The sequence below is a fragment of the Mesorhizobium sp. M0968 genome, from assembly GCF_040319065.1.
Taxonomy (GTDB): domain Bacteria; phylum Pseudomonadota; class Alphaproteobacteria; order Rhizobiales; family Rhizobiaceae; genus Mesorhizobium.
Map to the genome: position 1 here is coordinate 235,770 of NZ_JAMYNL010000004.1, position 26,507 is coordinate 262,276.

The 26,507-nt window shown below is 63.7% G+C and carries 21 protein-coding genes; 3 read left to right on the forward strand and 18 right to left on the reverse strand.

Annotation, left to right across the window (positions count from 1 at the left end; translation table 11 throughout):
• Nucleotides 1-99: 99 nt before the first annotated feature.
• From NKH67_RS09085 to NKH67_RS09095, 3 genes are all read right to left on the reverse strand, one after another.
• On the reverse strand, nt 100-2,082 hold the full coding sequence (locus tag NKH67_RS09085) for an ABC transporter permease (protein ID WP_352612316.1): 1,983 nt from the start codon (nt 2,080-2,082) through the stop codon (nt 100-102).
• The gene (locus tag NKH67_RS09090; protein ID WP_353030632.1) at nt 2,079-3,158 is read right to left on the reverse strand and encodes a quaternary amine ABC transporter ATP-binding protein; all 1,080 of its coding nucleotides are present in this window, start codon (nt 3,156-3,158) and stop codon (nt 2,079-2,081) included. The genes NKH67_RS09085 and NKH67_RS09090 overlap by 4 nt, the downstream gene beginning before the upstream one ends.
• Nucleotides 3,159-3,232: 74 nt before the next feature.
• Nucleotides 3,233-4,207, reverse strand: coding sequence for an ABC transporter substrate-binding protein (locus NKH67_RS09095; protein WP_352918014.1), 975 nt, complete (start codon nt 4,205-4,207; stop codon nt 3,233-3,235).
• Between the two features lie 469 nt (nt 4,208-4,676).
• Between NKH67_RS09095 and NKH67_RS09100 the strand changes: the two genes are divergently transcribed.
• Nucleotides 4,677-5,759 (forward strand): D-alanine--D-alanine ligase family protein, encoded by a 1,083-nt coding sequence (locus NKH67_RS09100; protein WP_352918013.1) that lies wholly within the window; start codon nt 4,677-4,679, stop codon nt 5,757-5,759.
• 52 nt (nt 5,760-5,811) lie between these two features.
• Here NKH67_RS09100 and NKH67_RS09105 read toward each other — a convergent pair whose 3' ends face one another.
• From NKH67_RS09105 to NKH67_RS09125, 5 genes are all read right to left on the reverse strand, one after another.
• On the reverse strand, nt 5,812-6,597 hold the full coding sequence (locus NKH67_RS09105; RefSeq protein WP_352918011.1) for a glucose 1-dehydrogenase: 786 nt from the start codon (nt 6,595-6,597) through the stop codon (nt 5,812-5,814).
• Nucleotides 6,598-6,605: 8 nt separating this feature from the next.
• Nucleotides 6,606-7,370 (reverse strand): SDR family oxidoreductase, encoded by a 765-nt coding sequence (locus tag NKH67_RS09110; RefSeq protein WP_353030634.1) that lies wholly within the window; start codon nt 7,368-7,370, stop codon nt 6,606-6,608.
• A gap of 125 nt (nt 7,371-7,495) precedes the next feature.
• On the reverse strand, nt 7,496-9,004 hold the full coding sequence (locus NKH67_RS09115) for a sugar ABC transporter ATP-binding protein (RefSeq protein ID WP_352473403.1): 1,509 nt from the start codon (nt 9,002-9,004) through the stop codon (nt 7,496-7,498).
• Nucleotides 9,005-9,037: 33 nt separating this feature from the next.
• Nucleotides 9,038-9,976, reverse strand: coding sequence for a sugar ABC transporter substrate-binding protein (locus NKH67_RS09120; RefSeq protein ID WP_023674026.1), 939 nt, complete (start codon nt 9,974-9,976; stop codon nt 9,038-9,040).
• A 150-nt stretch (nt 9,977-10,126) separates the two neighbouring features.
• Entirely contained in the window at nt 10,127-11,110 is a 984-nt protein-coding gene (locus NKH67_RS09125; RefSeq protein WP_502893735.1) for an ABC transporter permease, read from the reverse strand.
• A gap of 308 nt (nt 11,111-11,418) precedes the next feature.
• Between NKH67_RS09125 and NKH67_RS09130 the strand changes: the two genes are divergently transcribed.
• Nucleotides 11,419-12,381 (forward strand): sugar-binding transcriptional regulator, encoded by a 963-nt coding sequence (locus NKH67_RS09130; RefSeq protein WP_352918007.1) that lies wholly within the window; start codon nt 11,419-11,421, stop codon nt 12,379-12,381.
• Here NKH67_RS09130 and NKH67_RS09135 read toward each other — a convergent pair.
• The 7 genes from NKH67_RS09135 to NKH67_RS09165 form a co-directional block, all read right to left on the reverse strand.
• On the reverse strand, nt 12,378-13,871 hold the full coding sequence (locus tag NKH67_RS09135) for a xylulokinase (protein ID WP_352918005.1): 1,494 nt from the start codon (nt 13,869-13,871) through the stop codon (nt 12,378-12,380). The two genes, NKH67_RS09130 and NKH67_RS09135, sit on opposite strands and share 4 nt — an antisense overlap.
• A gap of 20 nt (nt 13,872-13,891) precedes the next feature.
• Nucleotides 13,892-15,214, reverse strand: coding sequence for an NAD(P)H-dependent oxidoreductase (locus tag NKH67_RS09140; protein WP_352473396.1), 1,323 nt, complete (start codon nt 15,212-15,214; stop codon nt 13,892-13,894).
• Between the two features lie 214 nt (nt 15,215-15,428).
• Nucleotides 15,429-16,535: a mandelate racemase/muconate lactonizing enzyme family protein gene (locus tag NKH67_RS09145; protein WP_352473395.1), complete on the reverse strand. Its 1,107-nt coding sequence runs from the start codon at nt 16,533-16,535 to the stop codon at nt 15,429-15,431.
• A 50-nt stretch (nt 16,536-16,585) separates the two neighbouring features.
• Nucleotides 16,586-17,311: a GntR family transcriptional regulator gene (locus NKH67_RS09150; protein WP_352473393.1), complete on the reverse strand. Its 726-nt coding sequence runs from the start codon at nt 17,309-17,311 to the stop codon at nt 16,586-16,588.
• Nucleotides 17,312-17,605: 294 nt separating this feature from the next.
• On the reverse strand, nt 17,606-18,760 hold the full coding sequence (locus tag NKH67_RS09155) for an efflux RND transporter periplasmic adaptor subunit (RefSeq protein WP_352466107.1): 1,155 nt from the start codon (nt 18,758-18,760) through the stop codon (nt 17,606-17,608).
• Nucleotides 18,761-18,776: 16 nt separating this feature from the next.
• Nucleotides 18,777-21,956, reverse strand: a complete 3,180-nt coding sequence (locus NKH67_RS09160) for an efflux RND transporter permease subunit (protein ID WP_352473392.1) — start codon at nt 21,954-21,956, stop codon at nt 18,777-18,779.
• Complete coding sequence (locus tag NKH67_RS09165; RefSeq protein ID WP_031211028.1) at nt 21,950-22,222, reverse strand: hypothetical protein; 273 nt, start codon at nt 22,220-22,222, stop codon at nt 21,950-21,952. The genes NKH67_RS09160 and NKH67_RS09165 overlap by 7 nt, the downstream gene beginning before the upstream one ends.
• A 253-nt stretch (nt 22,223-22,475) precedes the next feature.
• Between NKH67_RS09165 and NKH67_RS09170 the strand changes: the two genes are divergently transcribed.
• Nucleotides 22,476-23,057, forward strand: coding sequence for a TetR/AcrR family transcriptional regulator (locus tag NKH67_RS09170; RefSeq protein WP_031211029.1), 582 nt, complete (start codon nt 22,476-22,478; stop codon nt 23,055-23,057).
• A gap of 539 nt (nt 23,058-23,596) precedes the next feature.
• Here the strand turns inward: NKH67_RS09170 and NKH67_RS09175 are convergent.
• From NKH67_RS09175 to NKH67_RS09185, 3 genes are read right to left on the reverse strand one after another with little or no spacing between them, the layout of a single operon-like run.
• Nucleotides 23,597-24,619, reverse strand: a complete 1,023-nt coding sequence (locus NKH67_RS09175) for a LacI family DNA-binding transcriptional regulator (RefSeq protein ID WP_352473391.1) — start codon at nt 24,617-24,619, stop codon at nt 23,597-23,599.
• A 59-nt stretch (nt 24,620-24,678) separates the two neighbouring features.
• Nucleotides 24,679-25,473 carry an ATP-binding cassette domain-containing protein gene (locus NKH67_RS09180; RefSeq protein ID WP_352473390.1) on the reverse strand — a complete coding sequence of 265 codons (795 nt, stop codon included), beginning with the start codon at nt 25,471-25,473 and terminating at the stop codon, nt 24,679-24,681.
• A 3-nt stretch (nt 25,474-25,476) separates the two neighbouring features.
• On the reverse strand, nt 25,477-26,463 hold the full coding sequence (locus tag NKH67_RS09185) for an ABC transporter permease (RefSeq protein WP_352473389.1): 987 nt from the start codon (nt 26,461-26,463) through the stop codon (nt 25,477-25,479).
• Nucleotides 26,464-26,507 lie beyond the last annotated feature (44 nt).

Here is a 26,507-nt window from a genome sequence, read left to right on the forward strand (position 1 = left end):
CGAGCAATAATCCCGAATGGCTATGTCTTTAGACGTAGGGATCGGTGCCTCGTTAACGGCGCGCTTGGCGGCAGCTTCCTGAGGCCGTCCTATTCCGGACTATCCCAGCCTTGCCCGAGCCTTCGCCGTCCAGGCGTTGAACAGCCGGTCTGCGACGATGCCGATGAAGGCGATGGCTAGGCCGGCGACGATGCCGCGACCGGAATCGGCCTTGGACAGGGCGATGAACACCTCCTGGCCGAGATCGCGCGTGCCGACCATGGCGCAGATGATGATCATCGCCAGCGCCATCAGGATGGTCTGGTTGACGCCGAGCATGATCTCGGGCAACGCCAGCGGCAGCTGCACGCGAAAGAAGGTCTGGCGCCTGGTGCAGCCCGAAACCTTCGCCGCCTCGATCAGCGCCGGCGGCACCTGCCGGATCCCGTGATTGGTGTAGCGGATCGCCGGCACCACGGCGAACGCGACGGTGGCGATCATCGCGGTGACGTCGCCGACCCTGAACAGCATCACCACCGGAATGATGAAGCAGAACGACGGCAGCACCTGCAGCGTGTCGATGACCGGCGTGACGGTCTTTTCGAAGCGGTCGCTGCGCGATGCCATCAGCCCGATCGGGATGCCGATCAGGCAGGCGATAAAGGCGGAGATGCCGCACAAATAGACCGTCGCCATGGTCTTTTCCCAAAGTCCGGTGACGGCGCAGAACGCTGTCAAAGCCGCGACCAGGGCGGCGAGGCGCAAGCCGCCGAGCTGGTAGCCGGCAAGGCCGAGGAGACACACCGCGCCCAGCCACGGAAAGCCCTCGCAGAAGGCGCGCACCGGGTTCAGCACGTTGAGGATAAGCGCCACGCGGAACGCTTCGATCGTGTCGAAGAAGTTGATGGTGATCCAGTTCACCGCCGCCTTCCACAAAGGCGCGGTGGTGAAGGTGATCGCCTTCGGCACCGTGGCGAACGCCGGCACGAACAGGCCGAGCAGCGTGGCGACGGCGAGGATGGCAACGGCCAGCGTCAGATTGGGATAGCGCCGCCAGAAACTGGTGCTGGCCTGGTGGCGGACATTGCCCTTGGCGTGATTGTGCGCGATCGCCTGGCTCAGCCGGTCGAGTGCAATTGCCAGTGCGACGATCGCGAGGCCAGCTTCCATCGCCTCGCCGACCTTGAGCGCGCGCAACGCCAAAAGCACGTCATAGCCGAGCCCACCGGCACCGATCATCGAGGCGATGATCACCATATTGAGCGCCAGCATGATGACCTGGTTGACGCCGACCATCAATGTCGGCCGCGCCGACGGCAACAGCACCCGCCACAGCTTCTGCCGTGCCGTGCAGCCGGCCATCTCGCTGAAATCGTCGATCTCTGACGGCACCCGCGACAGGCCGAGCATCGTCGCCCGCACCATTGGCGGCGTCGCGAAAATTGCCGTCGCGATCATTGCCGAGACCGGGCTGTTGCCGAACAGAAGCAGCATCGGGATCAGATAGGCGAAGGTCGGGATCGTCTGCATCAGATCGAGGGCAGGGGAGATCAACAACCTCTCCGCCCAAGGCTTGCGCCATGCCCAGATGCCGGCGAACAGCCCGGTGACAATGCAAAACGGCACGGCGATCGAGATCAAGCCCAGCGTCAGCATGGCGCTGGTCCACTGCCCGAACAGCGCGATGTAGAGAAAACAGCCGCCGGCCAGCGCACCCAGCTTCCAGCCGCCGGCGGCGCGTCCGGCAAGGTAGGCGGCAGCGCACACGCCGACCCAGGACAGGCGCGGCAAGACGATCATATCCGCACCATGGCCGATCTTGAAATTCTTGGCCAGAAGACCGAGCGCGAAATCGAGCGGCACGCCAAGCACCGCGGTGATCGAGCGGGTCAGCCAGGAGAAGTTCGACTTCACCCAGTTCATCAGCGCACCGACCCAGTCAGCGACAGGAACGATCGCGCCGGCCGGGTAATTGACCGCCCAGGGCAGGCTTTCCTGCAGCAGGAAGACAATAAGCACGGCGGCGAGCGCACAGGCCCAGATCGCCAGCCAGGTTTGAACCGGCCGGGGCCTCGCTGCGCTGGCGCTTGCCGTGACGGTCATCCGCCGGCCCCACGACGCTCGATGCCGGCGAGAAGATCGACCACCGCCTGCGGCGTGACTTCGCCGATCGGCTTGCCGGTGCCGTTGACCACCGCGAAGGGCTTGCCGGCAGAGACGATATCTGCACAAAAACTTGATATCTTGGCATCCGGCGCGACCGTGCCGCCGTACTCGGCGCCGTCGCAGGCGCGCATCAGGCGGCGCGCCGAGATCACCTTGGCGCGATCGACATCGCGGGTGAATTCGGCGACATAGTCGGTCGCAGGGTTGACCACCAGCTCTTCCGGCGTGCCGATCTGGATGACCTCGCCGTCCTTCATGATGGCGATCCGGTCGGCCAGCCGGATGGCCTCGTCGAAATCATGGGTGATGAAGACGATGGTCTTGTGCAGCATGGTCTGCAGCCGCATCAGCTCGTCCTGCATCTCACGGCGGATCAGCGGATCGAGAGCCGAGAACGGCTCGTCGAGGAACCAGATTTCCGGCTTTGTGGCGAGGCTGCGGGCGATGCCGACACGCTGCTGCTGTCCGCCGGAAAGCTCGCGCGGATAGAAATGCTCGCGGCCGCGCAAGCCAACCAGCTCGATGACTTCACGGGCCCGCTTCTCGCGCGTCGGCCGGTCCTGCCCCTGGATGCCCAAGGGAAAGGCGATGTTCTCCAGTACGTTGAGATGCGGCAGCAAGGCAAAATTCTGGAACACCATGCCCATGCGATGGCGTCGCAGCTCGATCAGCGCGGCATCGGAAATCTTGAGCAGGTCCTTGCCTTCAAACTCGACCTTGCCGTGGGTCGGCTCGATCAGCCGTGACATGCAGCGCACCAGCGTCGACTTGCCTGACCCCGAAAGTCCCATGATGATGAAGATCTCGCCCTGGCGGATTTCGAGATCGACGGCGCGCACCGCGCCAACCAGTCCGGCAGCGGCGATGTCCGCCAGGCTGGCCTTGCCGTCGCGCCGGCGGATGAAATCGGCCGCGTCCGCCCCGAACAGCTTCCAGACATTGCGACAGCCAAGCTTTATCGGGCGGGCATCCTTGCCCGTTGCTTTCACCGCCTGTTCAATCGTATCGCTCATGCAATCGTCCTTCTGGAATAGGGGATCGAGACCCGGCCCTGACTGGCCGGGTCGTCGCGTTTCCAGTCAGACGGTCACTCGGCCCAGGCTTTCCAGTCGGCTTCGTGGGCGGCGATCCAGGCGGCGGCGACGTCTTCCGGCGTCTTGCCTTCGAGATCGATCTCGCCGCTCATCTTGTTGAGCTCGTCGGTATCGACCGTGTAGTTTTTCGCGACCTTGTAGGCGACCGGCCATTTGTCCTTCATGCCGGCCCAGGAATATTTCCAGATCTCGCCATGCGGCTTGCCGCAGTCATATTTCGCGTCGGGGTTCACACCCCATTTCGGGTCAGTGTAGCACTCTGTCGTATAGTCGGGGAATTCGACCCATTCGCCCTTGTATTTGGCTGGCGCCCAATGCGGCGAATAGATCCACAGCATGATCGGCGCCTTGCGCTGATAGGCCGAGTCCAGTTCGGCGAACATCGCCGCGTCGGTGCCGGCATGGATGACGGTGAAGGGCAGTTTCAGCGCCTCGACGCGTTCGTCGTCAAAACCTTCCCATGTCACGGGTCCGCCAAGATAACGCCCCTTCGGCGCGGTTTCGGCCGTCGAGAAGGCCTCGGCGCATTTCGGGTCTTTCAGCGCTTCCCAGTTCGGCAGGCCGGGGCATTTCTCTTTCATATATTCGGGAAACCACCATTCTTCCTTGGCCTTGGGTCCGAGCTTGCCGAGGCGTTCGGTCTGGCCCGTCGCGTCCGAGGCCTTCATCGCCTCGCCGGCCGTCGTGTCCCAGAATTCCAGGCCGACATCGATGTCGCCATTGGTCAGGCCGGTGGTCAGGCTGGAGAGATAGTCCGCGGTCGGATACTCGACGGTATAGCCGAGCTTTTCGAGGATGCCGCCGAGTATCTTGGCGTTCAGATTGACGCTGGTCCAATCGAACAGCGCGATCTTGATCGGGTCGTTGGATTCCGGCGCCGCCGCATAGGCCGAAGACGTCAGCGCGCTCGCTGCGGCAAGTGTTAAGGCTCCCATTGAGAAATTCGAAATCATGCTCCGAAGTGACATGCTTGTTCTCCTGTCAAGCTCTGGTGGAAATTATCGTTAGTTCCCTTCTTGCGTCTTTTTTTGATTGTGTTGGAAAAGCTGGTCGTTGCGCAAGGCCGTAGGCGCCACAATGCTGCCGAAGCGGATGCCGGCGCAAAACGGGGGTGGTGCCCAAATTGGTGAAGATGTGGCGGGACCGGCCGCGTCATGACTGCCGAAGGATTGCTGCCAAAGCAGTCATCCACGGATCGATCGCCGGTCTTGAGGGGCAAACCATCAAAGTCCCATGATCTCGGCTGTTGGCTCCGCAACTCGCCCAGAGCCACTTTCATGAGATGAAATTATATATACCAACGGTCATGTCGCGCAACGAATAACGCCGGTGCCAATTTCACGGCCCGTCTTTTTACATGGATCCGCAGATCGGTTCGAAAAAAGCCAAGGTTGCCGATCATCCCGTATGCGAGCCGCAAGATAGGGTACCGATACAATGCAGCAGACCTCTTCCTTGAACAGACTGCGCATCGCCGTGCTCTTTGGCGGACGTTCCGCCGAGCATGACGTTTCGGTGCTTTCAGCAACCAATGTCATGCGTGCGCTGCTGCCCGCCAAATACGATGCCGTCCCAATCTTCGTCACGCGCGAAGGACAGTGGCTGCTGAGCAGCTTCCAGGATGGTACGCTCGCAAAGCCTGCGGGCGGTTTGGAAGTTTGCCTGGTTCCGGGCGGGCACGGACGGATGATGGCGATCCCGGCCGACGGCACGCCCTATGACCTGCCGAAGATCGACATCCTGTTTCCCGTACTGCACGGCTCTCATGGCGAAGACGGCTCGGTACAGGGGGTGGCCGAGGTGGCTCGGGTGCCGCTCGCCGGCTGCGGCATCCTGGGTTCGGCAACCGCGCTGGACAAGGACATCGCCAAACGGCTCCTGGAAGCGGCGGGGCTGCCAATCGCGCGCTCAGTGACGATCCATGAAGGTGCGGCGCCCGCCCTCGCCACACTGGAAGGCGAGCTCGGCCTGCCGTTCTTCATCAAACCGGCGCGTCAGGGATCGTCTGTCGGCGTCGGAAAAGTCCATGCCAGCCAGGAATTCGATGGAGCGCTTGCTGAAGCCTTCCGGCACGATTGCAAGCTGTTGGCTGAGGAATTCATTCGTGGGCGCGAGATCGAATATAGCGTGTTGGAGGACCCGGCAGGCGACCTGTTCGTCTCGCGGCCAGGCGAGATCGTGCCGGCCGAAAGCCACGATTTCTATAGCTACGATGCCAAATACATCGACGAGAACGGCGCGGCGCTAAGAGTGCCGGCCGATCTGCCGCCGGAGGTCGAGGCAGGCATGCGGGACGTGGCCGCAAGGGCTTTCAGAGCCGTCGGCTGTGACGGGATGGCCCGCATCGACTTCTTTCTGACGCCGGACATGCAGTTCCTGGTCAATGAAATCAACACCATCCCCGGCTTCACCGACATCAGCATGTATTCCAAGGCAATGGCGGCAAGCGGCGTCAGCTATTCCGAAATCATCGACCGGCTCGTGGAACATGGATTGGCTCGGGCGGGCCGAGCAGCCTGAACGCAGCGAAGCGGCATTCATATCCGGTCGATGGTACGTCGGCCCGCGCCGCTCACGACATGATCAGGCCGCCATCGACATTGATGGTCTGGCCGGTGATGTAGGCCGCATCGTCGCTGGCGAGAAAGCTGACCAGGCCGGAGACATCCTCGCCGCTGCCGGCGCGGCCCATCGGGATGTTCTTCACCCATTCGGCCATCAACTCGCCGGGCTTGTACTCGCCCATCAACTTGCCCCATGCGGCGTCGTTATAGGCCCACATATCGGTGTCGATGATCCCGGGGCAGATCGCGTTGACGGTGATCTTCTCCTTCGCCACTTCCTTGGCCAGGCTCTGGGTGACGCCGACGACGCCGAATTTCGACGCCGCATAATGCGGCGTGTAGATAAAGCCCTGCCGCGCCTGGCCGGATGCGGTGTTGATCAGCCGGCCGCCATCGCCATGCTTGCGGATGCGCGCGATCGCCTCCTGGCAGCACAGGAACACGCCCTTGGTGTTGACCGCCATCACCTTGTCCCATTCGGCCTCGGTCATCGCCTCGATCCTGGCGATGGTGATGACACCGGCATTCTGCACGGAGATATCGACGCGGCCGAACTCCTGCTCGGCCAGGTCATAGAGGGCGACGACTTCGTCTTTCTTCGTCACATCCATGCGCAGCGATGCGACCCTGGCGCCCGCAGCCTTGAGATCGGCGGCGACCTCTTCGACGCGCGCGTCGATGGCGCTGACGACGACCGCGGCACCTTCCGCCGCGAAGCGCCTGGCCATTGCCGCGCCGATGCCGCCGCTGGCGCCGGTGATGACCGCCGTTTTTCCCTGGAATCGCTTCTGCATCTTTTCTCCTACCAGCAGACGAAGCCGCCATCGACGATCAGGTCGATGCCGGTGACGAAACTCGAGGCGCGGCTGGCCAGGAACACGGTCGGGCCGACCATCTCTTCCGGCGCCGCCATGCGGCCCATCGGCGTGTCGCGCTCAAAGATCCTGACCTGGTCGGCGACCTCCGGCCGCTTGTTCATCGGCGTCAGCGTGTAGCCGGGGCTGACGACATTGACGCGCAGGTCGCGATCGGCCCATTCCATGGCGAGGCTCTTCGACATGTGGATCACCGCGGCCTTCGACGAATTGTAATGCGCCTGGGTCAGACCGCGATTGACGATCGAGCCCGACATCGACGCGATGTTGATGATCGAGCCCTTGCGTCGCGTCAGCATGGCGCGGGCCTCGGCCTGGCAGGACAGGAACACGCCGCTGACGTTGACGTCATAGAGCTTCTGCCATTTCTCCAGCGACAGCGTCTCTGCCGGCTCAGCTCCGGCGACGCCGGCATTGTTGACGGCGATGGTCAACGCGCCGAGTTCCATCTCCGTACACTCGATCGCGGCCGCGAGATCGGCCTCTGAAGTCACCGTGCCGGTCAGCACCAGCGCCTTGCGGCCGAGTGCCGTGATCCGGTGCGCGGTCTCCTCCAGCCCGCCTTTCGAGGCATGGCCGAAGCAGGCTATGTCGGCGCCGGCCTCGGCCAGCCCAATGGCGATTGCCTGCCCGATGCCGCTGCCGGCGCCTGTCACAAGTGCCACGTCACCATGAAGGTCGAATAATTTCATCGTCGGTCCCTCTGCTCCAACCGCCGTCCTCCGGAAATAAAGGGGCGCCAACTCTGTTGCTGGCGCCCCGCGCGGTCTGGTGCCCGGGAGGATACCACCTGCTGCGCTTTGTTTCGATGGGCGTCCTAGCTCGTGGCTAGTTCCATCACGGCGATATTGCTTGCTTCGCTGCGGTCGAGAATGCCGCGTTGCCGGCCGCGGCTCAGCACCAGCACGCGATGTGACAGGCCGAGCACTTCCTCGAGGTCGGAGCTCACCACCACCACCGCCATGCCGGAGCGGGCAAGGTCGGCGATGACATCATAGATCGCGGCGCGTGCACCGACGTCGATGCCGCGCGTCGGCTCGTCCAGGATGAACACCTTGGGCGGGCGCGACACCCATTTGGCGATGATCACCTTCTGCTGGTTGCCGCCTGAAAGCTTGCTGACCGCCTGGTTCGGCCGGCCCTTGACGCCAAGCCGGCGAATGCCGGCCTCGGCGAATTTCTGCACCGCCTTCGGAAACACCCAGCCATTCGGCGCGACATGGTCGAAATTGCCGATCGCCAGGTTCTCGCCGATCGTCTGGTCGAGCACCACGCCCTGCGCCTTGCGGTCTTCCGGTACCAGGACGACGCCGGCCTTGATCGCCGCCGCCGGGCCATTGAGATGCACCGGCTTGCCGGCGACGCGCACCGATCCCGATGAGATCGGATCGGCACCGGCGATCGCCCGCACCAGCTCCGTGCGTCCGGCGCCGATCAGCCCGGCAATGCCGAGGATTTCGCCGGCCCGCACTGAAAAGCTGACATTTTGAAAGCTGCGTTCCGGCGAGGACAGGTTCTCGACCTCGAGCAGCGTGTCGTTGCCCGGCGCCGATATCGTAGGGAACATCCGCTCGACACTGCGGCCGACCATTTGCTCGACGACGGTGCGCACCGGAATGTCGGCGCGCTCGTGCCGGGCGACGATGCGCCCGTCGCGCATCACCACCACGCGATCAGCGATCTGGGCGATCTCGTCCAGCCGGTGGCTGATATAGATGAAGGACATGCCTTCCGCCTTGAGCTTGCGGATCTGCTGGAACAGGAGCTCCGTTTCCTCGCCGCCAAGGGCGGCCGTCGGTTCGTCGAAGATCAGCAGCTCGGCATTGAGCGTCAGCGCCTTGGCGATCTCGACCTGCTGCTGGGCGGCGATACGCAGCGTGCGCACCTTGCGCTCGGGCGAGACATCGAGGCCGAGGCGCTTCAACTGGGCCGATGCCCGTGCGTTCATTGCCGCGCGGTCGATGCGGCCGCCACGCATCGGCAGGCGGCCGACATAGACATTTTCGGCGACCGACAGATCGGGCAAGAGCTTCAGCTCCTGGTGGATCATGCCGATGCCGGCGTCGATCGCCGCGGCAGGATTGGCGGGGGAATAAGGGTTCCCCCGCCAGGAGATGGTGCCAGCATCGGGTTTGGTCGAGCCGGCGATGATGTTCGAGACGGTGGACTTGCCGGCGCCGTTTTCGCCAAGCAGCGCCACGACCTCGCCCGGCCGCACCTCGAAGCTCGCATCGGCCAGGACCTGCACCGGCCCGTAGCTTTTGCAGAGGCCGCTGACGACGAGCCCGTTATTGGCGCTGTGCGTGTGGCGAGGATCGGTGGACATCGTTGCGCTCGTCGACTGCCGGACTGGTCTCAATCAGGGATGCTTGGCGATGAACTGCTCGACATTGTCCTTGGTGGTCAGCGTCGCATCCTGCAGTTGTTCGGCGGGAATGGTCTCGCCGGCCACCAGCTTGATTGCTGCGTCGACGGCGAGCCGGCCCATGCCCTGGGTTTGCTGCGTCGCGGTCACGTCGAAGACGCCGTCCTTCAGTGCCTTGAGCGCCGCCACATCGCCGTCGAAGCCGGCAACCCAGACCTTATGGCCGGGATTGGCGACCTTGACCGCCTGCGCCGCACCGAGCGCCAGCGCATCGGCCTGGCCGATGACGATCGACACGTCGGGGTGCGACTGCAACAGATCCTGCGTCAGCTTGAAACCTTCGTCCTGGTGCCAGCCTTCGCTCCACAATTCTCCGACAACCTTGATGTCGGGATAGCCTTTCAGCGCTTCGCCGCAGCCCTTCGAGCGGTCGACTTCGGGCGTCGTGCCCTTCTGGCCGTGGATGATGATCAGCTCGCCCTTGCCGCCGGCCTGCTTGGCGATGTAGTCGCAAACCGCCTTGGCCGATGCCACGCTGTTGGTTGCGATGAAGGTATCGCCGGGCGCGCCATCGGCGTTGCGGTCGACATTGACGACCGGGATGCCGGCAGCCTTGGCGGTCTTGGTCGGCACGGTGGCGGCGGTGGCGCCGGCCGGAATATAGATCAGCGCATCGATGTTCTGCGTGATCAGGTCCTGCACCTGGCTGACCTGAGTCGCCGAATCGCCCTTGGCGTCGACGGTAACGACCTCGATGCCCTTTTCCTTGCCGTAGGCTTCGACGGACTGCTTGATCTGGTTGAAGAAGTCGGCCTGCAGATTGGCGACGGCGAGCCCGAGCTTTTTGGCCTCCTTGGCCGAGGCCATGTCGGACAGGCCAAGCAGCGGGATGACGGCCGCGGCGGCAAGCAGCAATGAACGTTTGGTCAGCATGTTTATTCCTCCGTTGATGTTCAATCTGTCCTGCCCGCGCATCGCGGCGCCCCTTGGCCGAACAACTCCCAGTTTCGGATCACCGATCCGTTTTCGCCCGAATATCGGGGCGAATCTCATTGAGCCCAATTCTTCATTGTGCCCCATTCTTCATTGTGCTCGGCGCCGCCACGTGTCGGTGGCCACCGCCAGCGCGATCACCACGCCGATAACCACTTGCTGGATGAAGGGCGAGACACCGAGCAGGTTCAGCCCGTTGCGCAGCACGCCGATGATGAGGACGCCGATGGCTGTGCCGCCGATCGAACCGACGCCGCCCGACAGGCTGGCGCCGCCGATCACCACCGCCGCGATGGTGTCGAGTTCGTAGCCAAGGCCGGAGCTCGGCTGGACGGAATCGAGCCGGGCGGCAAGCACGATGCCGGCGAGACCGGCCAGCACGGCGCAGATCGCATAGACCCAGTTTGTCAGCGACTTGACCGGTATGCCGGACAGCCGGGCGACTTCGGCGCTGCCGCCGATTGCGTACAGGCTGCGGCCGGTAGCGCGATAATTCAGGAAGATCGCGAAAATGACGGCAAGCACGATCATCAGCCCGACGGTGACCGAGAGGAATCCGAAATGGCGGATTATCGACAGGCTGGTGAACCAGTCGGGAAAGCCGACGATCTGCGAGCCGTCGGTGATCATGTTGGCGAGGCCGCGCGCCACCGACATCATCGCCAACGTGGCGATGAAGGGCGGTAGCCTGGTGACCGTCACCAGCAGGCCCGAAACCAGGCCGCAAAGACCGGCGACGACGAGGGCCGCGGCGATGCCGGCGGGCAGGCCGAGATTGAGATAGTCCGGATGGGCGACGAAGCCCATCACCATGGAAGCCAGCGCCAGCACCGAGCCGACGGACAGGTCGATGCCGCCGATCAGGATGACCAGCGTCATGCCGATCGCCATGATGCCGAGCACGGTGACCTGGTCGAGCACGTTGAGGATGTTGCGGATGGTCAGGAACGTGTCGGTAGTCAGCGAGAGCGCCAGGCACAGCAGAGCCAGCCCGATCAGCGGACCCATGGTTCCGGCAAAGACAGCCGAAAACCTTGCGCCCGCCGTAGCCTGCGCGCCAGAGCCTGCCTTCAACTCGCCTGCCTTCAAATTGCTTGCGTCGTTGCTCACAGCCACTTTGTCTCCTCCACAGCAATCCGGCGCTGCATCACCGGGCCACTTTGCTCACCAGGCCCCTCCCTGTGAACAATTTATCTTTAACATGCAATTTTGTTCAGCTAAACTGTTCGTCGGAAAATTGTCAAGGCCTGCCGCTTCATTCGACGACGGGTTTGCGCTGTCCGCCGGTTTGCCTTACGCAAGGTCTCCGAAATCTTGGGCATTTCGAAGTCGCCGGATTGGAATATCATGAGCAGAGCCGGCGGCTGCGGCAAGGCAAACAGATGACGATCGTTGAGAACGAAAAAGCCTCGCGCTTCCCCGACGCCGAACTCAAGGCCCGCGCCGCCTGGCACTATTACGTCGAGGGTCTTACACAGGAGCGGATTTCCGAAATTCTCGGCGTCGGCCGCATCAAAGTGCATCGCATTCTCTCCGCCGCCCGCGAAGAGGGTGTCGTCCAGTTTCGCATCCGCGACAGCGTCGTCGAATGCGTGATTTTGGAGGAAAGCCTCAAGCAGCGGTTCGGGCTCAGCCAGGCTGTTGTCGTGCCGTCGGCGGCCGACCGAAGCAACGCGCCGCTGATGATCGGCCACGCCGCCGCCGCCTACCTGGCCGACCATGTGAATGCCGGCGATGTCATCGCACTGGGCTGGGGGCGGACACTGAAATTTGCCATCAATGAATTGCCGCGGCGGCCCATCGCCAGGACGACGGTGGTTTCGATGCTTGGCGGCCTCACCCATGCCCAGCCGCTTAACCCGACAGAAAGCGCCTGGGATTTCGCCGAAAAGATCGGTGCGGAGTGCTTCCTGCTGCCGGTGCCGGTCTATGCCGACAGGCCGGAGCAGCGCGACGCTTTCATGAGCCAGCGCAGCGTTCAGGACGTCGTCTTCCGTGCACGCCGGGCAAACATCGCCGTGCTCAGCGTCGGCTCGTTTTCCAACGACAGCCCGATCGCCAATTACGGCTTCATCAAGCCAAGCGAACTCGAGGAATTGCAGGCGGCCGGTGCCGTCGGCGATATTCTGTGTCATTTCATCGACGCCGAGGGCCGCCCGGTCGACCACGAGGTCAACCGCCGCGTCTGCGCCTATCCGCTGCAGGATCTGTCGGATATCCCGAGCATCATCCTGGTGTCGGGAGGCAGCGAGAAGGTAGCGGTAATGCGGGCTGCGCTCGCCAACACCAAGGTATCGGTTCTGATCACCGACGAAGACGCGGCCAAGGGCCTGCTCAACCGCTAGATTTCGCCGAGAGCGCTGAGGCGGGTGTGGATGTCGCGCGTCGCCTGATAAAGGTCGCGGTAGATTTCCTTGCGGCTGCGATAGGCGGCGACAAGCCCGTCGACCGGATCGACATGCCTGGTGGGAGCGGCAGCCATTGCCTGCGCGGCGGCTTCCGGCGAGGCAAACCAGCCGACAGCCGCTGCCGCCAGCATGGCAGCGCCGAGTGCGGCGGCTTCGTTGACCGGCGAAACCGAGAGCGGCCGCTCGAGCACGCTTGCCATGATCTGCATGAGCAGCGCGCAATTGGTGCCGCCGCCGGCGGCAATCATCGCGGCCGGTCCGCCGGCCTGGGCTTCCATGGCCTCGGTGGCGACGGCCTGCTCGAAGGCGATGCCTTCCAGGACAGCGCGGAAGAGATGCTCCGGCCGGTGATCCAGCGACAGGCCGACAATGGCGCCGCGCGCCGCACCGTCCCAATACGGGCTCATGACGCCGGCCCAATAGGGCATGATGAGCAGGCCCTCGCTGCCCGCGGCAACATCCAGCGCCACTTTCTCCAGCGCTGCCGCCGAGGGCGAACCGGTGGTTCGCACGATCCAGTCGACCAGCTGCATGCCCGAGCGCAGCACGGTCTCCAGCATGAAACCGGAGCCGGTCGGCGAAACCAGCGTGCGAAACGCGTCCGAGGTTTTCACCTTGCCGGAATAGCAGCCGCTGACCACGCCGGAGCCGAGCGAGAGATAGCTCTTGCCCTCCCCGTAGACGCCCATGCCGAGGCCCATCGCCTGGCCGTCCCCAGCGCCGGCAACGACCGGCGTGCCGGCCCTCAGGCCGGTCAGCTGCGCTATGCTTGCGGAAAGACTGCCGCAGACCACGCCTGGCGCGACCAGCTCGGGCAATTGCTCCGTCTGCAGTCCGGCGGCCGCAACGAGGCGGGGATGCCAGGTACCTTTCTCGACGTCGAGCAGCCCGAGCGGATCCGCACTTGCGGTGCTGGTGACCAATCGCCCGGTCAGCCGCTGGACGAAGAAACCGTGCACGTCGACCAGTGCCGCTGCCTGGCGAAGCACTTGCGGCTGGTGCTCGGCAAGCCAGGCAATGGCGTAGAGCGCCGGCGTCGGGTCCGGCGGCTTGCCGCTCCAGTCGCGGATCGCCTCGCGGCCGAGTTCGGCCGAAAGCCTGATAACTTGCGGCCGGGCGCGTTCGTCCAGCCACAGGATTGCCGGCATGAGTGCTTTGCCGGCGCTGTTCACCAGCGTGAAGGTCTCTCGCTGGTGAGCGATGCAAACCGCCGCCACCCGCGCTGCGCCGACCGCCTCGGTGACCTGCTTCAATGCGCCAAGCAGCGCCGTCCACCACTGTTCGGCCTCCTGCTCGAAATGGCCGGGCTTCGGATTTGAAAGCGGATAGGTCTCGCGCGCCTGGAACAGCTCCTCGCCGGCGCGGGTGAAGGCAATCGCCTTCACGGCCGTGGTCGAGGCGTCGATCCCGATTACGACATCGTCCATCAGGCGGAGATCCGGCGGGGTCAGGCTGCGTTTGTAACGAACCGTCCGTCCGACTGGTCGAGACGGCGGCGGATCTGGGTTATCACCATCGAATCGTCGGGTACACAATTTTCATAGGTCAGGAAGTCGCCGGTCTTGAGCGGCTTGACCACCTTGGCGCGTTCGGCAAGGCCGAGCGGCAGGGCGCCGCGGGCGCGCGCATCCCCCCAGGTCATGGCGAAGCCGCGATAGTCATTCTCGCCGATCATGCCGAGAGATTGGCCCACACCAAGATCGCTCTTGGCGACCGCCACCGCCTCGGCGACCGGATGGTCGAGCGGCTCCATGTCCGCACGCTTGTAGACCACCGCACGCGCCGCCGACAGCGGCACTTCCAGGCTGGTCAGATGATAGGGCCGGAAGATCGTGAAATAGGGCCCCTTGCCGACCTTGAGGTCGATCATGCGCTCCAGCACACGCGGATGCCGGGTCTCGATGATGCAGAACACGCCGGGCGCCACACCCTTGCCGATCGAGTAATCGACCACGCCCTTGCGATGCAGCACGCCGCCATCCTCGCGCGGGCAAAGCACGCTGGCCAGTTCCTCCAGCGTCGCGGTCGGGCCGTGCATGCCCGGCACGTCGGGCACCAGCCCGGTCGCATTGGCGATCGCCACCATCTCGATCGCCGTCTTCGAGCCGTCGACGAATTCGACCAGCATGCGCGCATTCATGTTGCGCTCGGCCGCCTCCTTCTCGTAGTCGGCCGGCATGGCGTCGATCTTCAGCGGATTGTTCTTGCCCTTGCCGGCGGCGATGATGTTGAAGCCGAGGCTCTTGGCAAAGCCGATGATCTCCAGCGTGCAGGCGGGCTCGTCGCCGGCCGCACCGGTATATACGACGCCAGCCTTACGCGCTTCGTCCTTGAGGAAACGGCCAATGGTGATGTCGGCCTCGACATTGAGCATGACGATGTGCTTGCCGTTCTTCATCACTTCCAGCGCGAACAGCGTGCCGATATTGGGATTGCCCGTCGCGTCGATGATGACGTCGATCCGGCCGGCCGCCGCCAGTGCATGCAAATCTTCGGTCACCGCGATCTTGCCGGCCTCGATGGCGCGGTCGATCGCGGCCGCATTGCCGGCCTGGACGATGTCCGAATGGTCATGGCCAGCGAGCAGCGCCGCGTCGATCGCTGCCTGCGGCCTGACTTCGGAAATAGCGCCGATCCGCATGCCCGGCATCAGCGCGACCTGGACGACGATGTCGGTGCCCATCTGTCCGGCGCCGGCAAGCCCGATGGTGATCGGCCCCTGCTGTTCAGCGCGCTGCAGAAGTTCCGCTGCAAATTGCGGATGGGACATGTCGTTTCCTCCAGTTCCTGACGCGCCGCAGCGTCCGAATCAGCATTTTGAACATTTCTATTTGCAAATGAAAAATATTTCAACCGGCAATTGGGCATTGTCGCTCTGCAATCGGCCGAAGACGATTGGATGAGCGGTCAATCCACACGGCCGTGCCTCCGCAGTCAGAAGGACGCGGCATATTCAGCTTGATTGGGTGCAGCCTTATTGCAGCTCAGCTGCCGATTTCGAAGAAGGGCGCACCAAGCAGGCCGGGAACGACATCGATGCCGAGGCCCGGCCCGTCCGGAATGCCCATGCGGCTGCCCGAAACCGGCGGCATGTTGGATGCGGTGCGCACCGTCACCCATTCGTGGAAGGCAATGGCGTGCAGCCGGCGCTCCTCCGGCGTCGACAGCGACAGATGCGCCATGGCCGATGTGTCGATCTCGGCGCCGCCAGTGTCCTCGACCGTGATCATGAAGCCGAGGTCGACGGCAAGGTCGCGGATCTGGCGCGTTTTGGTGACGCCACCGAGGCGTGAGATCTTCAGCGTCAGCCCGTCGGCCGCGCCCTTGCGATGGATATCGAGCATATCATCAAGCGAGGCGACGGATTCATCGAGCACCATCGGCTTGTCGAGCGAGCGGCGCACCGACAGGCATTCGTCGATCGTCGTGCAGGGCTGCTCGAACGTGTAGTCGATGGTGCGCGTCGCATCCACGAACTGGCGCGCCTGGTAAGACGTCCAACCGGCATTGGCGTCGCAGAAGATGACGGTGCCCTTCGGCACCGCGGCGGCAATGGCCGTGACGCGTTCGATGTCGTCATGGACGTTGCCGCCGACCTTGACTTGCAGCCGATGAAAGCCGTCCTTGACGATGCGCTTGGCGAGTGCGGCCATCGCGTCGACCGTGCCGTGGGTGACGACTTTGTAGAGTTCGGCCGTCTTGCTTTCGCGCCCGCCAAGCAGGGTGACCAGCGGCACGTCGGCGGCGCGCGCCGCGAGATCCGAGCACGCCATGTCGAGCGTCGACTTGACGTAGGGATGGCCCTTGAACACCGTGTCCATCAGCCTGTTGATACTGGCAAGCCCGCGTGGGTCATGGCCAATGAGATGCGGCGCGATCTCGACGACACCGGCGCGAGTACCCGCAGCGAAGGCAGGCGAATAGAAATTGCCAAGCGGCGCCATCTCGCCCCAGCCGGTTAGCCCGCTATCGGCGGTGACGGCGACGATCACCGCGTCGAACGCATCGGCGACACGCCCCTTCGACATGCGGTAGGGCCCGTCGACGAAGGGCTGCACGACATGGTAGGCCTTGATGGTTTTGATCTGCACGTTTTCTGTCCGTTGTCTCTGTTCCGGGATGTCCGTCAAATTTGTCGGGCTCAGCCGCCTCTAGGTCGGCCGGCACGATCGGCACCGGCGCCCTTTGAGCCGCGCTGTTCCAGCCCGCGCGCATAGGCGAGCAGTTCTTCGAAATCCAGGTCGATATGCTCCTTGGCGTGGCGCTGTGCGGCGCGCATGTCGCTGCCCTTGAGCAGCCGTACATAGGTCTCGTGAGCATCTTCGGCAGGCACCGGCTCGTTGCGCGCCCGCTGGTGCAACGCGAAATACATCTGCAGCCGGCTGGTCAGCCGTTGCCACGTTTCAAGCAGCACCGAATTGTCGGCCCATTCGTGGATCAGGCCATGCAGTTGCAGCGCTGTTTCGATCTGCCGCGTCGTGTCCAGTTCGCGCGTCGCCTGCTTCACCGCCGCATGACGCCGGTCGAGTTCGTCGAAGAAGCGCTGGTCGCGAAGCGGCCAGGTCCGCGCGATGGCGAACTCGTCGAGCACCTTGTTGAGCGAATAGGCGTCGTCGATGTCCTTGGCGGTGACGTCGATGACAAAGGTTCCGGCGTAGGGAATGCTGGTCAGGATGCCTTCCTGCACCAGCTCGCGCATCGCCTCGCGCAGCGGCGCGCGGCTCACCCGCATCTGCTCGGAAATCCTGAGTTCGTTGAGCTTCTGTCCAGGTTCCAGCTGGCCGGTCAGGATCGCCCGCCGGAGCAGCCCTACGATCTCGGCCCTGCGTGTCGTATCCGCGATCGGACTGAAATCCAGCTTTGCCATTCGGCTGCTCCAGGGAACCGAAATCAAGACAAGCAGATTGTCGACAATCTAACAAGAGGCGGGTTGTGGATTTCTTGACTTCCGCTTGGCCGGCTGGCTTGCGGCGCCGGCAAGGCCGTCAGGCCGCACGGCCGCAAAAACCGACCCGTCTTTCATCGCTGAACATCACACCGGCTTCTCGAAGCCGGCGTATGTAGCGCTTTCCCCAAGGAATTGCGTAGAACGAAACATAGCAAAACGGCGCCCTTGGCGTGGGAGCCGAGGGCGCCGCGGAACCGGACCTGATGGGGGTTATCAGGTGGCCGGTTTCTCGGGCAGCGGCGAGACCGGCATTCCCGGGCCGATCTTCTGCAGATTGCCGGTAATCACCCGGTCGCCTTCGGCCACACCGCTCAAGATGGCGACCTGATCGCCATTGGTCGGTCCGAGCGAAACGATACGCTGGTCGACCGTGTTGTCCTTGCCAACGACATAGAGGTATTTGCCGAGCTGGCCTGAGCCGAGTGCCGTCTGCGGTACCATCAGCGCATCGGGCTGCTCTTTGACGTGCAGCCGGACGCGGACATATTGGCCGGGCAGCAGCGTGAACTTGCCGTTGCCGATCGTCGCCCGTGCCGTGATGGTGCCGGTCGAGCGATCGATCGTGTTGTCTATGAAGGTAAGATCGCCCTTCTGGCGCGGTTCCGTTTCACCGGGAAGCAGGACGTCGACGCTGATCGGTCCCGCGGCCCGGGCTTCCTCGATCTGTGTCAGGTCCGTTTCGCTCGGATTGAAGGTGACGTAGATCGGATCGAGCTGCACCAGCGAATTGAGCACGGTGCCGGCAACGCTGACCAGCGTTCCAACGGAAGCCTGGCTGCGTCCGATGCGTCCCGCGAACGGGGCACGGATTTCGGTATAGCTCAAATTGAGCTCGGCGGTCCGCAAGGCGGCCTGGTTCACGGCGAGCGAGGCCTGAGCCTCACGCAAGGTGCTGGTGCGCTGGTCGAACACGTCCTTGGCGAGATAGCCGCTCTTGGCGAGTTCGCTGCCGCGCCCGAGATTGGAGCGCGCATAGTCGAGCGTCGCCGTGTCGCGCTGGATAAGCGCCTTCGCCTGCTCGAGGGCAGCCTGAAAATCCTCCGGCGCGATCTTGTAGAGAAGGTCGCCCTTCGCCACGTCGCTGCCGTCGGTGGCGACCTGCTCCTGCAGATAACCCGGCACGCGCGCCTGCAGCGTGATGCTGCGGATCGGCTCCACCCGGGCGGCGTAGTCGAGATAGATCGGGATCGTCTTCTTGACGACGCTCACCACCGGCACCGGCATGACAAAGGCTTCCGGCTTGGGTGTCGCCGCCCCGGCTGTGCCCGCGTTGAGGCTGAGGCTGCCCATGTCGAGCAGGTGAACGCTCGCCACCGAAATCGCCCCAAGGGCGACGGCCGTTCCCAGCGCGATTTTCCATTTACGCATGATCAATTCTCCAGTCCTATTCGGCGGCTTCGGCCAATGGCTCGAAGGCGGGTTCGGCAGTTGGTTGTTCGGTCGCTTCGGAAACCGGTTCGCTCTCGCTGCGGCGCTCGCGCAGCTGCTCGATCACCGCATAGAAGACCGGCACGAACACCAGCGACAGGATCGTCGCCGCGACCATGCCGCCAAAGACGGTGGTGCCGATCGACTGCCGGCTTGCGGCACCTGCACCTGTAGCGAACATCAGCGGCAGCACGCCGAGGATGAAGGCGAAGGCGGTCATCAGGATCGGTCGCAGCCGAAGCCGCGCCGCTTCCATCGCGGCGTCGACGATGCTGAGGCCTTCTTCGCGCCGGCGCCGGGCAAACTCGACGATCAGAATCGCGTTCTTGGCCGCCAGTCCGATCAGCATGACGAACCCGATCTGCGAATAGACGTCGATCTGCATGCCGCGCAGCCACAGCACGACGAACGCACCGAACAATGCGAGCGGCACCGCCAGCAGCACCATGAACGGCATCGCCCAGCTCTCATATTGCGCGGCGAGGATCAGGAAGACGAAGACGATCGCGAGACCAAAGACAACGGATGCGATCGATCCCGCCTTGAGCTCCTGATAGGTGATGCCGGTCCATTCGTAGCCGAAGTCTCTCGGCAACGCCGTGGCAGCGGCACGTTCCATTGCCGCCACCGCCTGGCCGGACGAAAAGCCGGGCGCGGCGCCGCCATTGATCAGGGCCGACGCATTGTTGTTGTAATGCGGCACGGTCTCGGGGCCGACGATCGGCACAAGCTTGCCCAGCGTGCTCAGCGGCACCATCCCACCCGACGCATTGCGGACATAGAGCCGCGATATGTCGGCCGGACCGGCGCGAGAATCCTTGTCGGCCTGGATCGTTACCCGGAAGGTGCGGCCGAACAGGTTGAAATCGTTCACATAGAGCGAGCCGAGATAGATCTGCAGCGTATTGAACACGTCCGGCAGGTTGAGCCCGAGCAGCTTCGCCTTGGCGCGATCGAGATCGTAGTTGAACTGCGGCGTCGAGGTCGAGAACGACGAGAACAATTGCTGTGGGTTGAGCTCGGGCTGCTTGCGCGCCTCGGCAATCACCGCTTGCGTCGCATCGTTGAGCGCCACGCTGCCGCGGCCGGTCAGGTCCTCGACCTGGAACTCGAAGCCACCAGTGGTGCCGATGCCCGGGATCGACGGCGGATCGAAGCTCAGCGCAAAAGCCTCCGGAATTTGCAGCAGCTTGTTGCGCACGTCGGCGACGAGCTTAGAGGCGCTCTGGTCGGGGCCGCGTTCGTCCCATGGCTTCAGGATCGCGAATTCGACCGCCGAGTTCGACTGCGCGGCGCTGGTCAGGAAGTTCAAGCCGCTGATCGAGCCGACGATGTCGACGCCGGGCGTGTTCTGCAGGATGTCGCGTGCCTTTTGCGCCACCGCGTCGGTGCGTTCCAGCGAGGCCCCGTCGGGGAGCTGGATGACGACGAAGAAATAGCCCTGGTCCTCGACCGGAAGGAAGGTCGAGGGCAGGCGCTGCCAGACGAAATAGGTCGCGACAAGTCCGGCCGCGAACACGCCAAGCATGATCCAGCGCAGGCGGATGAGAATGCGCACACCATTCGCATAGGCATGCGCCAGCCGTTCGAAGCCCATGTTGAACCAGCGGAACAGCACGAACTGCGTTTCCGGCCGGTGGCGCAGGAAGGCGGCGCTGAGCGACGGGGTAAGCGTCAGCGAGACGAAGGCCGAGATGCCGAAGGAGATCGCCACCGTCAGGGCGAACTGGTTGTAGAGCCGGCCGGACACGCCGGGAATGAAGGCAACCGGCACGAACACAGCCATCAGCACGGCGGTCGTGGCGATGATCGGGCCAGTGACCTCGGCCATCGCCGTGCGCGTGGCAGCCAGAGGTTTGAGACCGGCCTCAAGTTGGCGTTCAACATTCTCGACGACGACGATGGCGTCGTCGACGACGAGGCCGATCGCCAGCACCATGCCGAGCAGGCTGAGCATGTTCAGCGAGAAGCCAAGCATATGCATGACGGCCAGCGTCGCCACCAGCGACACCGGAATTGCGATCGTCGGGATGATCGTGGTGCGCCAGCTTTGCAGGAAGATAAACACCACGGCGACGACCAGGACCAGCGCTTCGCCGAGCGTGATCAGCACGTCGTGCATCGAGGCCGAAACGAAACGTGTCGTATCGTAATGCATGGCGTAGCTGACGCCCTTCGGGAAACGGGCCGACAGCTCCTGCATCTTGTCCTTGACGCGCTGCTGCAGATCGAGCGCGTTGGAGCCCGGCATCTGGTAGACCGCGAGCACCACCGTCGGGTCCTTGCCGAAGAAGGCCGACGACGAATATTGCAGCGCACCGAGTTCGATGCGCGCAACGTCGCGCAGCCTGACCAGCGAGCCGTTGGCGGTATTGGCCCGCACGACGATGTCGCCGAACTCCTTGGGATCGCTCAGCCTGCCGACGGCGTTGACCTGCATCTCGAAGGCAGTGCCGGCCGGAGCCGGTGATTGCCCGATCTTGCCGGCCGCCACCTGGACGTTCTGCTCGGCGACGGCGTTCTGCACGTCGACGGCAGTAATGCCGAGATTGGCGAGCTTGTCGGGGTCGAGCCAGATGCGCATCGAATAGCGCCGCTCGCCGAAGATCTGCACGTCGCCGACGCCGGGCAGGCGCTTCAGCGGATCGACCACCTGCAGATAGGCGAGGTTGCTCAGCGCGACCGGGTTGACGGAACCGTCCGGCGAGGTGAGGTCGACGATCAGGACGAAGTTCGGGTTCTGCTTCTTGATCGTCACGCCGCCCTGGTTGACGATGGCCGGCAACGAGGAAGCCGCCTGCGAAACGCGGTTCTGGACGTCGACGGCCGCCGTGCTCAGATCGTAGCCGACGTCGAAGGTGATGGTGATCGTCGACGAGCCGTCATTGGAGCTCGACGACGACATATAGGTCATCCCCTGGACGCCGTTGATCTGCTGTTCGAGCGGCGTCGTCACCGTGTCGGCGACGACCTGCGCGCTGGCGCCCGGGTAATGGGCGCTGACCACGACCTGGGGCGGCGTGATGTCGGGAAACTGCGAGACGGGAAGGAGGAAATAACAGATCGCTCCGGCGAGCACCATGATGATGGCGATCGCCGACGCAAAGATCGGACGATGAATGAAGAAGTTTACCATGATATGCACGCCTCGCCCGATGCTCTGGCCCGGCCAAACGCCCTGGCTACCCTGGAAAGCCGCCGGCTGCGTGTTGAGCCGGAATCTTCGAGAAAGCCGAAATCTTCAAGGCGGCGCGGCGCATTGCGGCGCTCGGCCTGTTCGTCCGCCAGCGCACGCAGCATCGCCTCGAAGGACCGCGGGTCGACGCGGTCGGCCTTCATCAGCATGCGGATCATCGGATCCCTCACGACTTCATCGATCGTCAGATCATTGCGCTGCGACATCGAAGCGGCTCCTGGTTTTTGGCGATCCGCGGCAAGCCCCGGATCGGGTGTTTTCTTGCTCGCCGGCCGAGGCCGTAAGGTGCGGTTCGTCCCCTTGCCGATCGGGGCGGGGCTGGTGGCCGGCACTTGCGAGTTTGACATGATGCAATGCGGGTGTTACAGGTAAGTAACATCTCTAACGTTACAGACCGGTAACACCCTAGTCAAGAGGTGCACCGAGGGAATTTCGGGAAACGCAATCACGGAGGTTTTGATGACAGACGGTGTTGTGGAGCGTGTTCGCCCCCGGGACAGGATCCTGGAGACGGCACGGGACATGTTTCACAAGCATGGCATTCGCGGCGTCGGCATCGACGCCATCACCGAGGCCGCCGGCACCAACAAGATGACGCTCTACCGGCATTTCGAGTCCAAGGACGACCTGATCATCGAATGTCTGCGGGCGACCGCTTGCAGCGCCAACGCGATGTGGGAAAAGTTCGAGGCCGAGAATCCGGGCGACAAGCTGGCGCAGCTGCATGCCTGGGTCCGGATGGCGGCCGATTGCCTGATGTCGGATCGTCGCGGTTGCGACATGGCCAACGCCGCCATCGAGCTGAGCGAGGCCGATCATCCGGCAAGGCAAGTGATCAAGGAACTCAAGGAAGCGCAGCGCGAGCGGCTGGTCTCGCTGTGTCGCGATGCCGGCATCGGCCAGGCCGAGCTTCTTGCGGACACGCTGTCGCTGTTGCTCGAGGGCGCCCGCGTCAGCCTGCAAAGCGTTGGCGCCGAGGGTCCGAGCGCGCAGTTCGTCCGCATGGCGGAAGGCCTGATCACGTCTTTCAGGGCCAGATAGCGGCGAAACGACACGTGGCGTTTCGATTGCGGGCCGCGCCGCCGGGTGATGTCTCGTCCCATCGCGATGTGCCATCTCGCGTCTCCTGTGCCGATCCTCCGCACCATGGCCGGCGCGGCGTTGATTGCTGGTCGTGAGGCAGGATAGGGCCGCCGGCGAACCGGTGAGAGTGACAAGTGTGACAGGATTCTGCCCGACAAGCCGCGGCGGTCGCAGCGAAGCTCATCGATCCGCGGATCAGCAAACGTGTCCGGTGCTGTCCCGACCGCAAGCATTGGCCGCTATCCCGGAGCTGGAACAAAAAAAGCCCGCTGCCGGGAGGAGGTGGCAGCGGGCTCGATTTCGAATACGGCACGGGAGGAGGTGTGCCGCACTCAGCGTCGGCATCGCATCTGGGAGGAGTAGATGGCCGACACCTGCGAAACTATCGATTGCCCAATGATTCGGCAACCACAAAAGTTGCATAGGTGATGTGCAGATTTGCGGTATCAACCGAATTTTAACCATCGAGGCCCGAGCGACCATCGCCTCGCGCGACATCACTGCACCGGGACATTTTCCTTGAAGATCAGGCGCGGCTCGATAAATTTTCGCGTCAGATAGGGCGCCGACGAGGCGATCGAGCCGAGCAGGCGAATGACCGACTGTTCGGCAATCAGCCGCGCATTCTGGTCGATGACGACGTCGAGCAGATCGTCGACGAGATAGCCGCGCGTCTCGCGCGTCAGATCATGGCAGATGAACACCGGCTTCGTCTGCGGCCTGACTTCGAGCAATGCTTTTGCCACGCCCGAGCGCCCGGCGCCGATACAGTAGATGCCGAGCAGCTCCGGCTCGCTGTGCAGCGCCTTCATGGTCGCGGTATAACTGGCCTCCGGCTCATCGTTGATCTCAACGGCGCTTGTGACCGTCAGATTGGGGAACTCCTCGCCGAGCACGGAACGAAAGCCCATCTCGCGTTCCTCATGGCCGCGGTAGGAGCGTGAGCCGACGACCATCGCCAGATGGCCCTGGCGGCCGCCGAGGAACCGTCCCATCAGCAGCGCCGCGGTGCGGCCGGCCACCCGGTTGTCGATGCCGACATAGGCCGAGCGGGGCGCACCCGGAACATCGGACACCAGCGTGACCAGGCGGATGCCGGCCTCGACGATCTCGCGCAAGATGTTGCGCGTTCTCGGATGATCGATGGCGATGACGCCGACGCCGTTCGCCTTGAGCGAGAGGTTTTCGACGGCCGCCTGCAAGGCGCTCGGCGAGATGCCGGCGAGCTTGTGGATGCGGCAGGAGGCGACCAGCGGCAGGCGCGCCGCATAATCCTCGATGTGCCTGGCCAGATCGGCCATGAAGGCATTGCTGCCGATCGGCAGGAAGAATTCGAGATGCGCCGGCCGCGATGGCAACGCGACCTGGTCGACGACCGGCAGATAGCCGAGCTGCTTGGCCGCCTCCATCACGCGCTGCCGGTTGGCGGCACTGGCCCCCGGCCGGTTGTTGAGCACGCGGTCGACCGTCGCGGTCGACAGGCCGCAGCTCCTGGCAATATCCGAAACGGTGGCTTTCATGTCGCAACCATGTGGCGATGCGATCCAGTGCCTCGACGATCAGCCCGACCCCCGGCTGCTCAGCCGGGCCGTTGCGTGCCCTCGACCAGCGCGTCATGGATCTCCTTGTCCGACATGCCGGTGATGACACGTTCGACTTCGGCGACGCTGGTCTTCTTCGGGTCAATATCGTCGGCGACCACCTTACCGCGGCGCATGACGACGATGCGGTCGACCACCTGGAAGACATGATGGATGTTGTGGGCGATGAAGATGCAGGAATGGCCGGAATCGCGGGCGCTGCGCACGAAGCTCAGCACGCCTTGCGTTTCGGCGACGCCGAGATTGTTGGTCGGCTCGTCGAGGATGATGAGGTCGCTGTCGAAATGCATGGCGCGCGCAATCGCCACCGCCTGCCGCTCGCCACCGGAGAGCGAGCCGATCGGCGTCGTCGGCGGGATGTTCTTCGAGATGCCGACCTGCTTGAGCAGGTCGCGGGCAACCACGTTCATTGCCTCCTGGTCCATCCGATTGAGGAAGCGCGGCGGCTTGATCGGCTCGCGCCCGAGAAACAGGTTGCGGGCGATCGACAGCTGCGTCACCAGCGCCGAGTCCTGGTAGATCGTCTCGATGCCATGCGCGATGGCGTCGCTGGTAGTGCGCAAATTCACCTTCTTGCCGCGGATGAAGATATCGCCGCTGGTCAGCGGGACCGCGCCCGACAGCACTTTGATCAGCGTCGACTTGCCGGCGCCGTTGTCGCCGAGCAGGCCGACGATCTCCCTTTCGTTGACATGGAAATTGGCATCAACCAGCGCCTGCACGCGGCCATAGGACTTGCGGATATTTTCCATGCGGACAAGCGGTTCGGCCATGGTTCAAGTCCCTGCCTGATGCCGGCGTTCCAGCCATGAATGGAGCGCCATCATGCCGAGGATGATGGCGCCGATGAAAATATTATAGGCAAGGCCCGGCACACCGATCAGCACGATGCCGTTGCGCATCACGCGCAGGATCAGGATACCGAGCACCGTGCCGATGATTGTGCCGCGCCCGCCTGTCAGCGCCGTGCCGCCGATCACCACCATGGCGATGACTTCGAGCTCGTAGCCGGTGCCGCTGTTGGGGTTGGCCGCCGAGGTGCGCAGCGAGGAGATGACCCCGGCAAGCGAGGCCAGGATCGACGACAGGATGAACAGGCCGATCTTGACACCGCTGACATTGACGCCGCGCGCCCTTGCAGCACTCGGGTTGCCGCCGGCTGCCTGGATCCAGTTGCCTGTCCGGCTCTGCGTCAGCACGTAACCGAGCGCGATTGCGGCGGCGATGAACCAGAACAGCGACATGTAGATACGGAACGGCCCGATGAAGAAATCGCCGACCAGCGCTTCCGCCAGCCAGCTGCCCTCGGCGCTCCAGGTCCGCTGCGGAAACCCGTTGGTGACGAACAAAGCGGTGCCGCGCACCACCAGCAGCATGCCCAGCGTCACCAGGAAGGACGGGATCTTGAGCTGCGTCACGAACCAGCCATTGACCAGTCCAATGAACGCAGCGACCACCAGCGCAATGACGAAAGCAGCTTCCAGCGAGGCGACGCCGCTGTTGAACAACGTCCACATCAGGACCGGCGAGAAGCCGAACACCGAGCCGACCGAGAGATCGAATTCGCCTGATGTCATCAACAGCGTCATCGCCAGCGCGATCAGCCCGAGCTCGACCGTGAAGGCCAGCGTGTTCGAGATGTTTTGCGGCGACAGGAAGTCGTGGTTGATGCCCCAGAACACGGCGATCTCGATGACGAGCAGCACGAACGGCCCGAACTCGGGCCGCGCGATCGAGCGTTGGATAAGAGAACGATTTTCCACCTTGGACCCGCGATAGGATTGGATTTGGCCGCGACCGCAACCGG

Bases quoted from the DNA above. Each gene is read 5' to 3' on its own strand.
- NKH67_RS09120 (WP_023674026.1), bottom strand. From the start codon at position 9,976: ATGCTGACCAAACGTTCATTGCTGCTTGCCGCCGCGGCCGTCATCCCG.
- NKH67_RS09160 (WP_352473392.1), bottom strand. From the start codon at position 21,956: ATGGTAAACTTCTTCATTCATCGTCCGATCTTTGCGTCGGCGATCGCC.
- NKH67_RS09165 (WP_031211028.1), bottom strand. From the start codon at position 22,222: ATGTCGCAGCGCAATGATCTGACGATCGATGAAGTCGTGAGGGATCCG.
- NKH67_RS09155 (WP_352466107.1), bottom strand. From the start codon at position 18,760: ATGCGTAAATGGAAAATCGCGCTGGGAACGGCCGTCGCCCTTGGGGCG.
- NKH67_RS09170 (WP_031211029.1), top strand. From the start codon at position 22,476: ATGACAGACGGTGTTGTGGAGCGTGTTCGCCCCCGGGACAGGATCCTG.
- NKH67_RS09090 (WP_353030632.1), bottom strand. From the start codon at position 3,158: ATGAGCGATACGATTGAACAGGCGGTGAAAGCAACGGGCAAGGATGCC.
- NKH67_RS09110 (WP_353030634.1), bottom strand. From the start codon at position 7,370: ATGAAATTATTCGACCTTCATGGTGACGTGGCACTTGTGACAGGCGCC.
- NKH67_RS09140 (WP_352473396.1), bottom strand. From the start codon at position 15,214: ATGTCCCATCCGCAATTTGCAGCGGAACTTCTGCAGCGCGCTGAACAG.
- NKH67_RS09105 (WP_352918011.1), bottom strand. From the start codon at position 6,597: ATGCAGAAGCGATTCCAGGGAAAAACGGCGGTCATCACCGGCGCCAGC.
- NKH67_RS09095 (WP_352918014.1), bottom strand. From the start codon at position 4,207: ATGTCACTTCGGAGCATGATTTCGAATTTCTCAATGGGAGCCTTAACA.
- NKH67_RS09180 (WP_352473390.1), bottom strand. From the start codon at position 25,473: ATGGCCGAACCGCTTGTCCGCATGGAAAATATCCGCAAGTCCTATGGC.
- NKH67_RS09150 (WP_352473393.1), bottom strand. From the start codon at position 17,311: ATGGCAAAGCTGGATTTCAGTCCGATCGCGGATACGACACGCAGGGCC.
- NKH67_RS09085 (WP_352612316.1), bottom strand. From the start codon at position 2,082: ATGACCGTCACGGCAAGCGCCAGCGCAGCGAGGCCCCGGCCGGTTCAA.
- NKH67_RS09135 (WP_352918005.1), bottom strand. From the start codon at position 13,871: ATGGACGATGTCGTAATCGGGATCGACGCCTCGACCACGGCCGTGAAG.
- NKH67_RS09175 (WP_352473391.1), bottom strand. From the start codon at position 24,619: ATGAAAGCCACCGTTTCGGATATTGCCAGGAGCTGCGGCCTGTCGACC.
- NKH67_RS09100 (WP_352918013.1), top strand. From the start codon at position 4,677: ATGCAGCAGACCTCTTCCTTGAACAGACTGCGCATCGCCGTGCTCTTT.
- NKH67_RS09115 (WP_352473403.1), bottom strand. From the start codon at position 9,004: ATGTCCACCGATCCTCGCCACACGCACAGCGCCAATAACGGGCTCGTC.
- NKH67_RS09130 (WP_352918007.1), top strand. From the start codon at position 11,419: ATGACGATCGTTGAGAACGAAAAAGCCTCGCGCTTCCCCGACGCCGAA.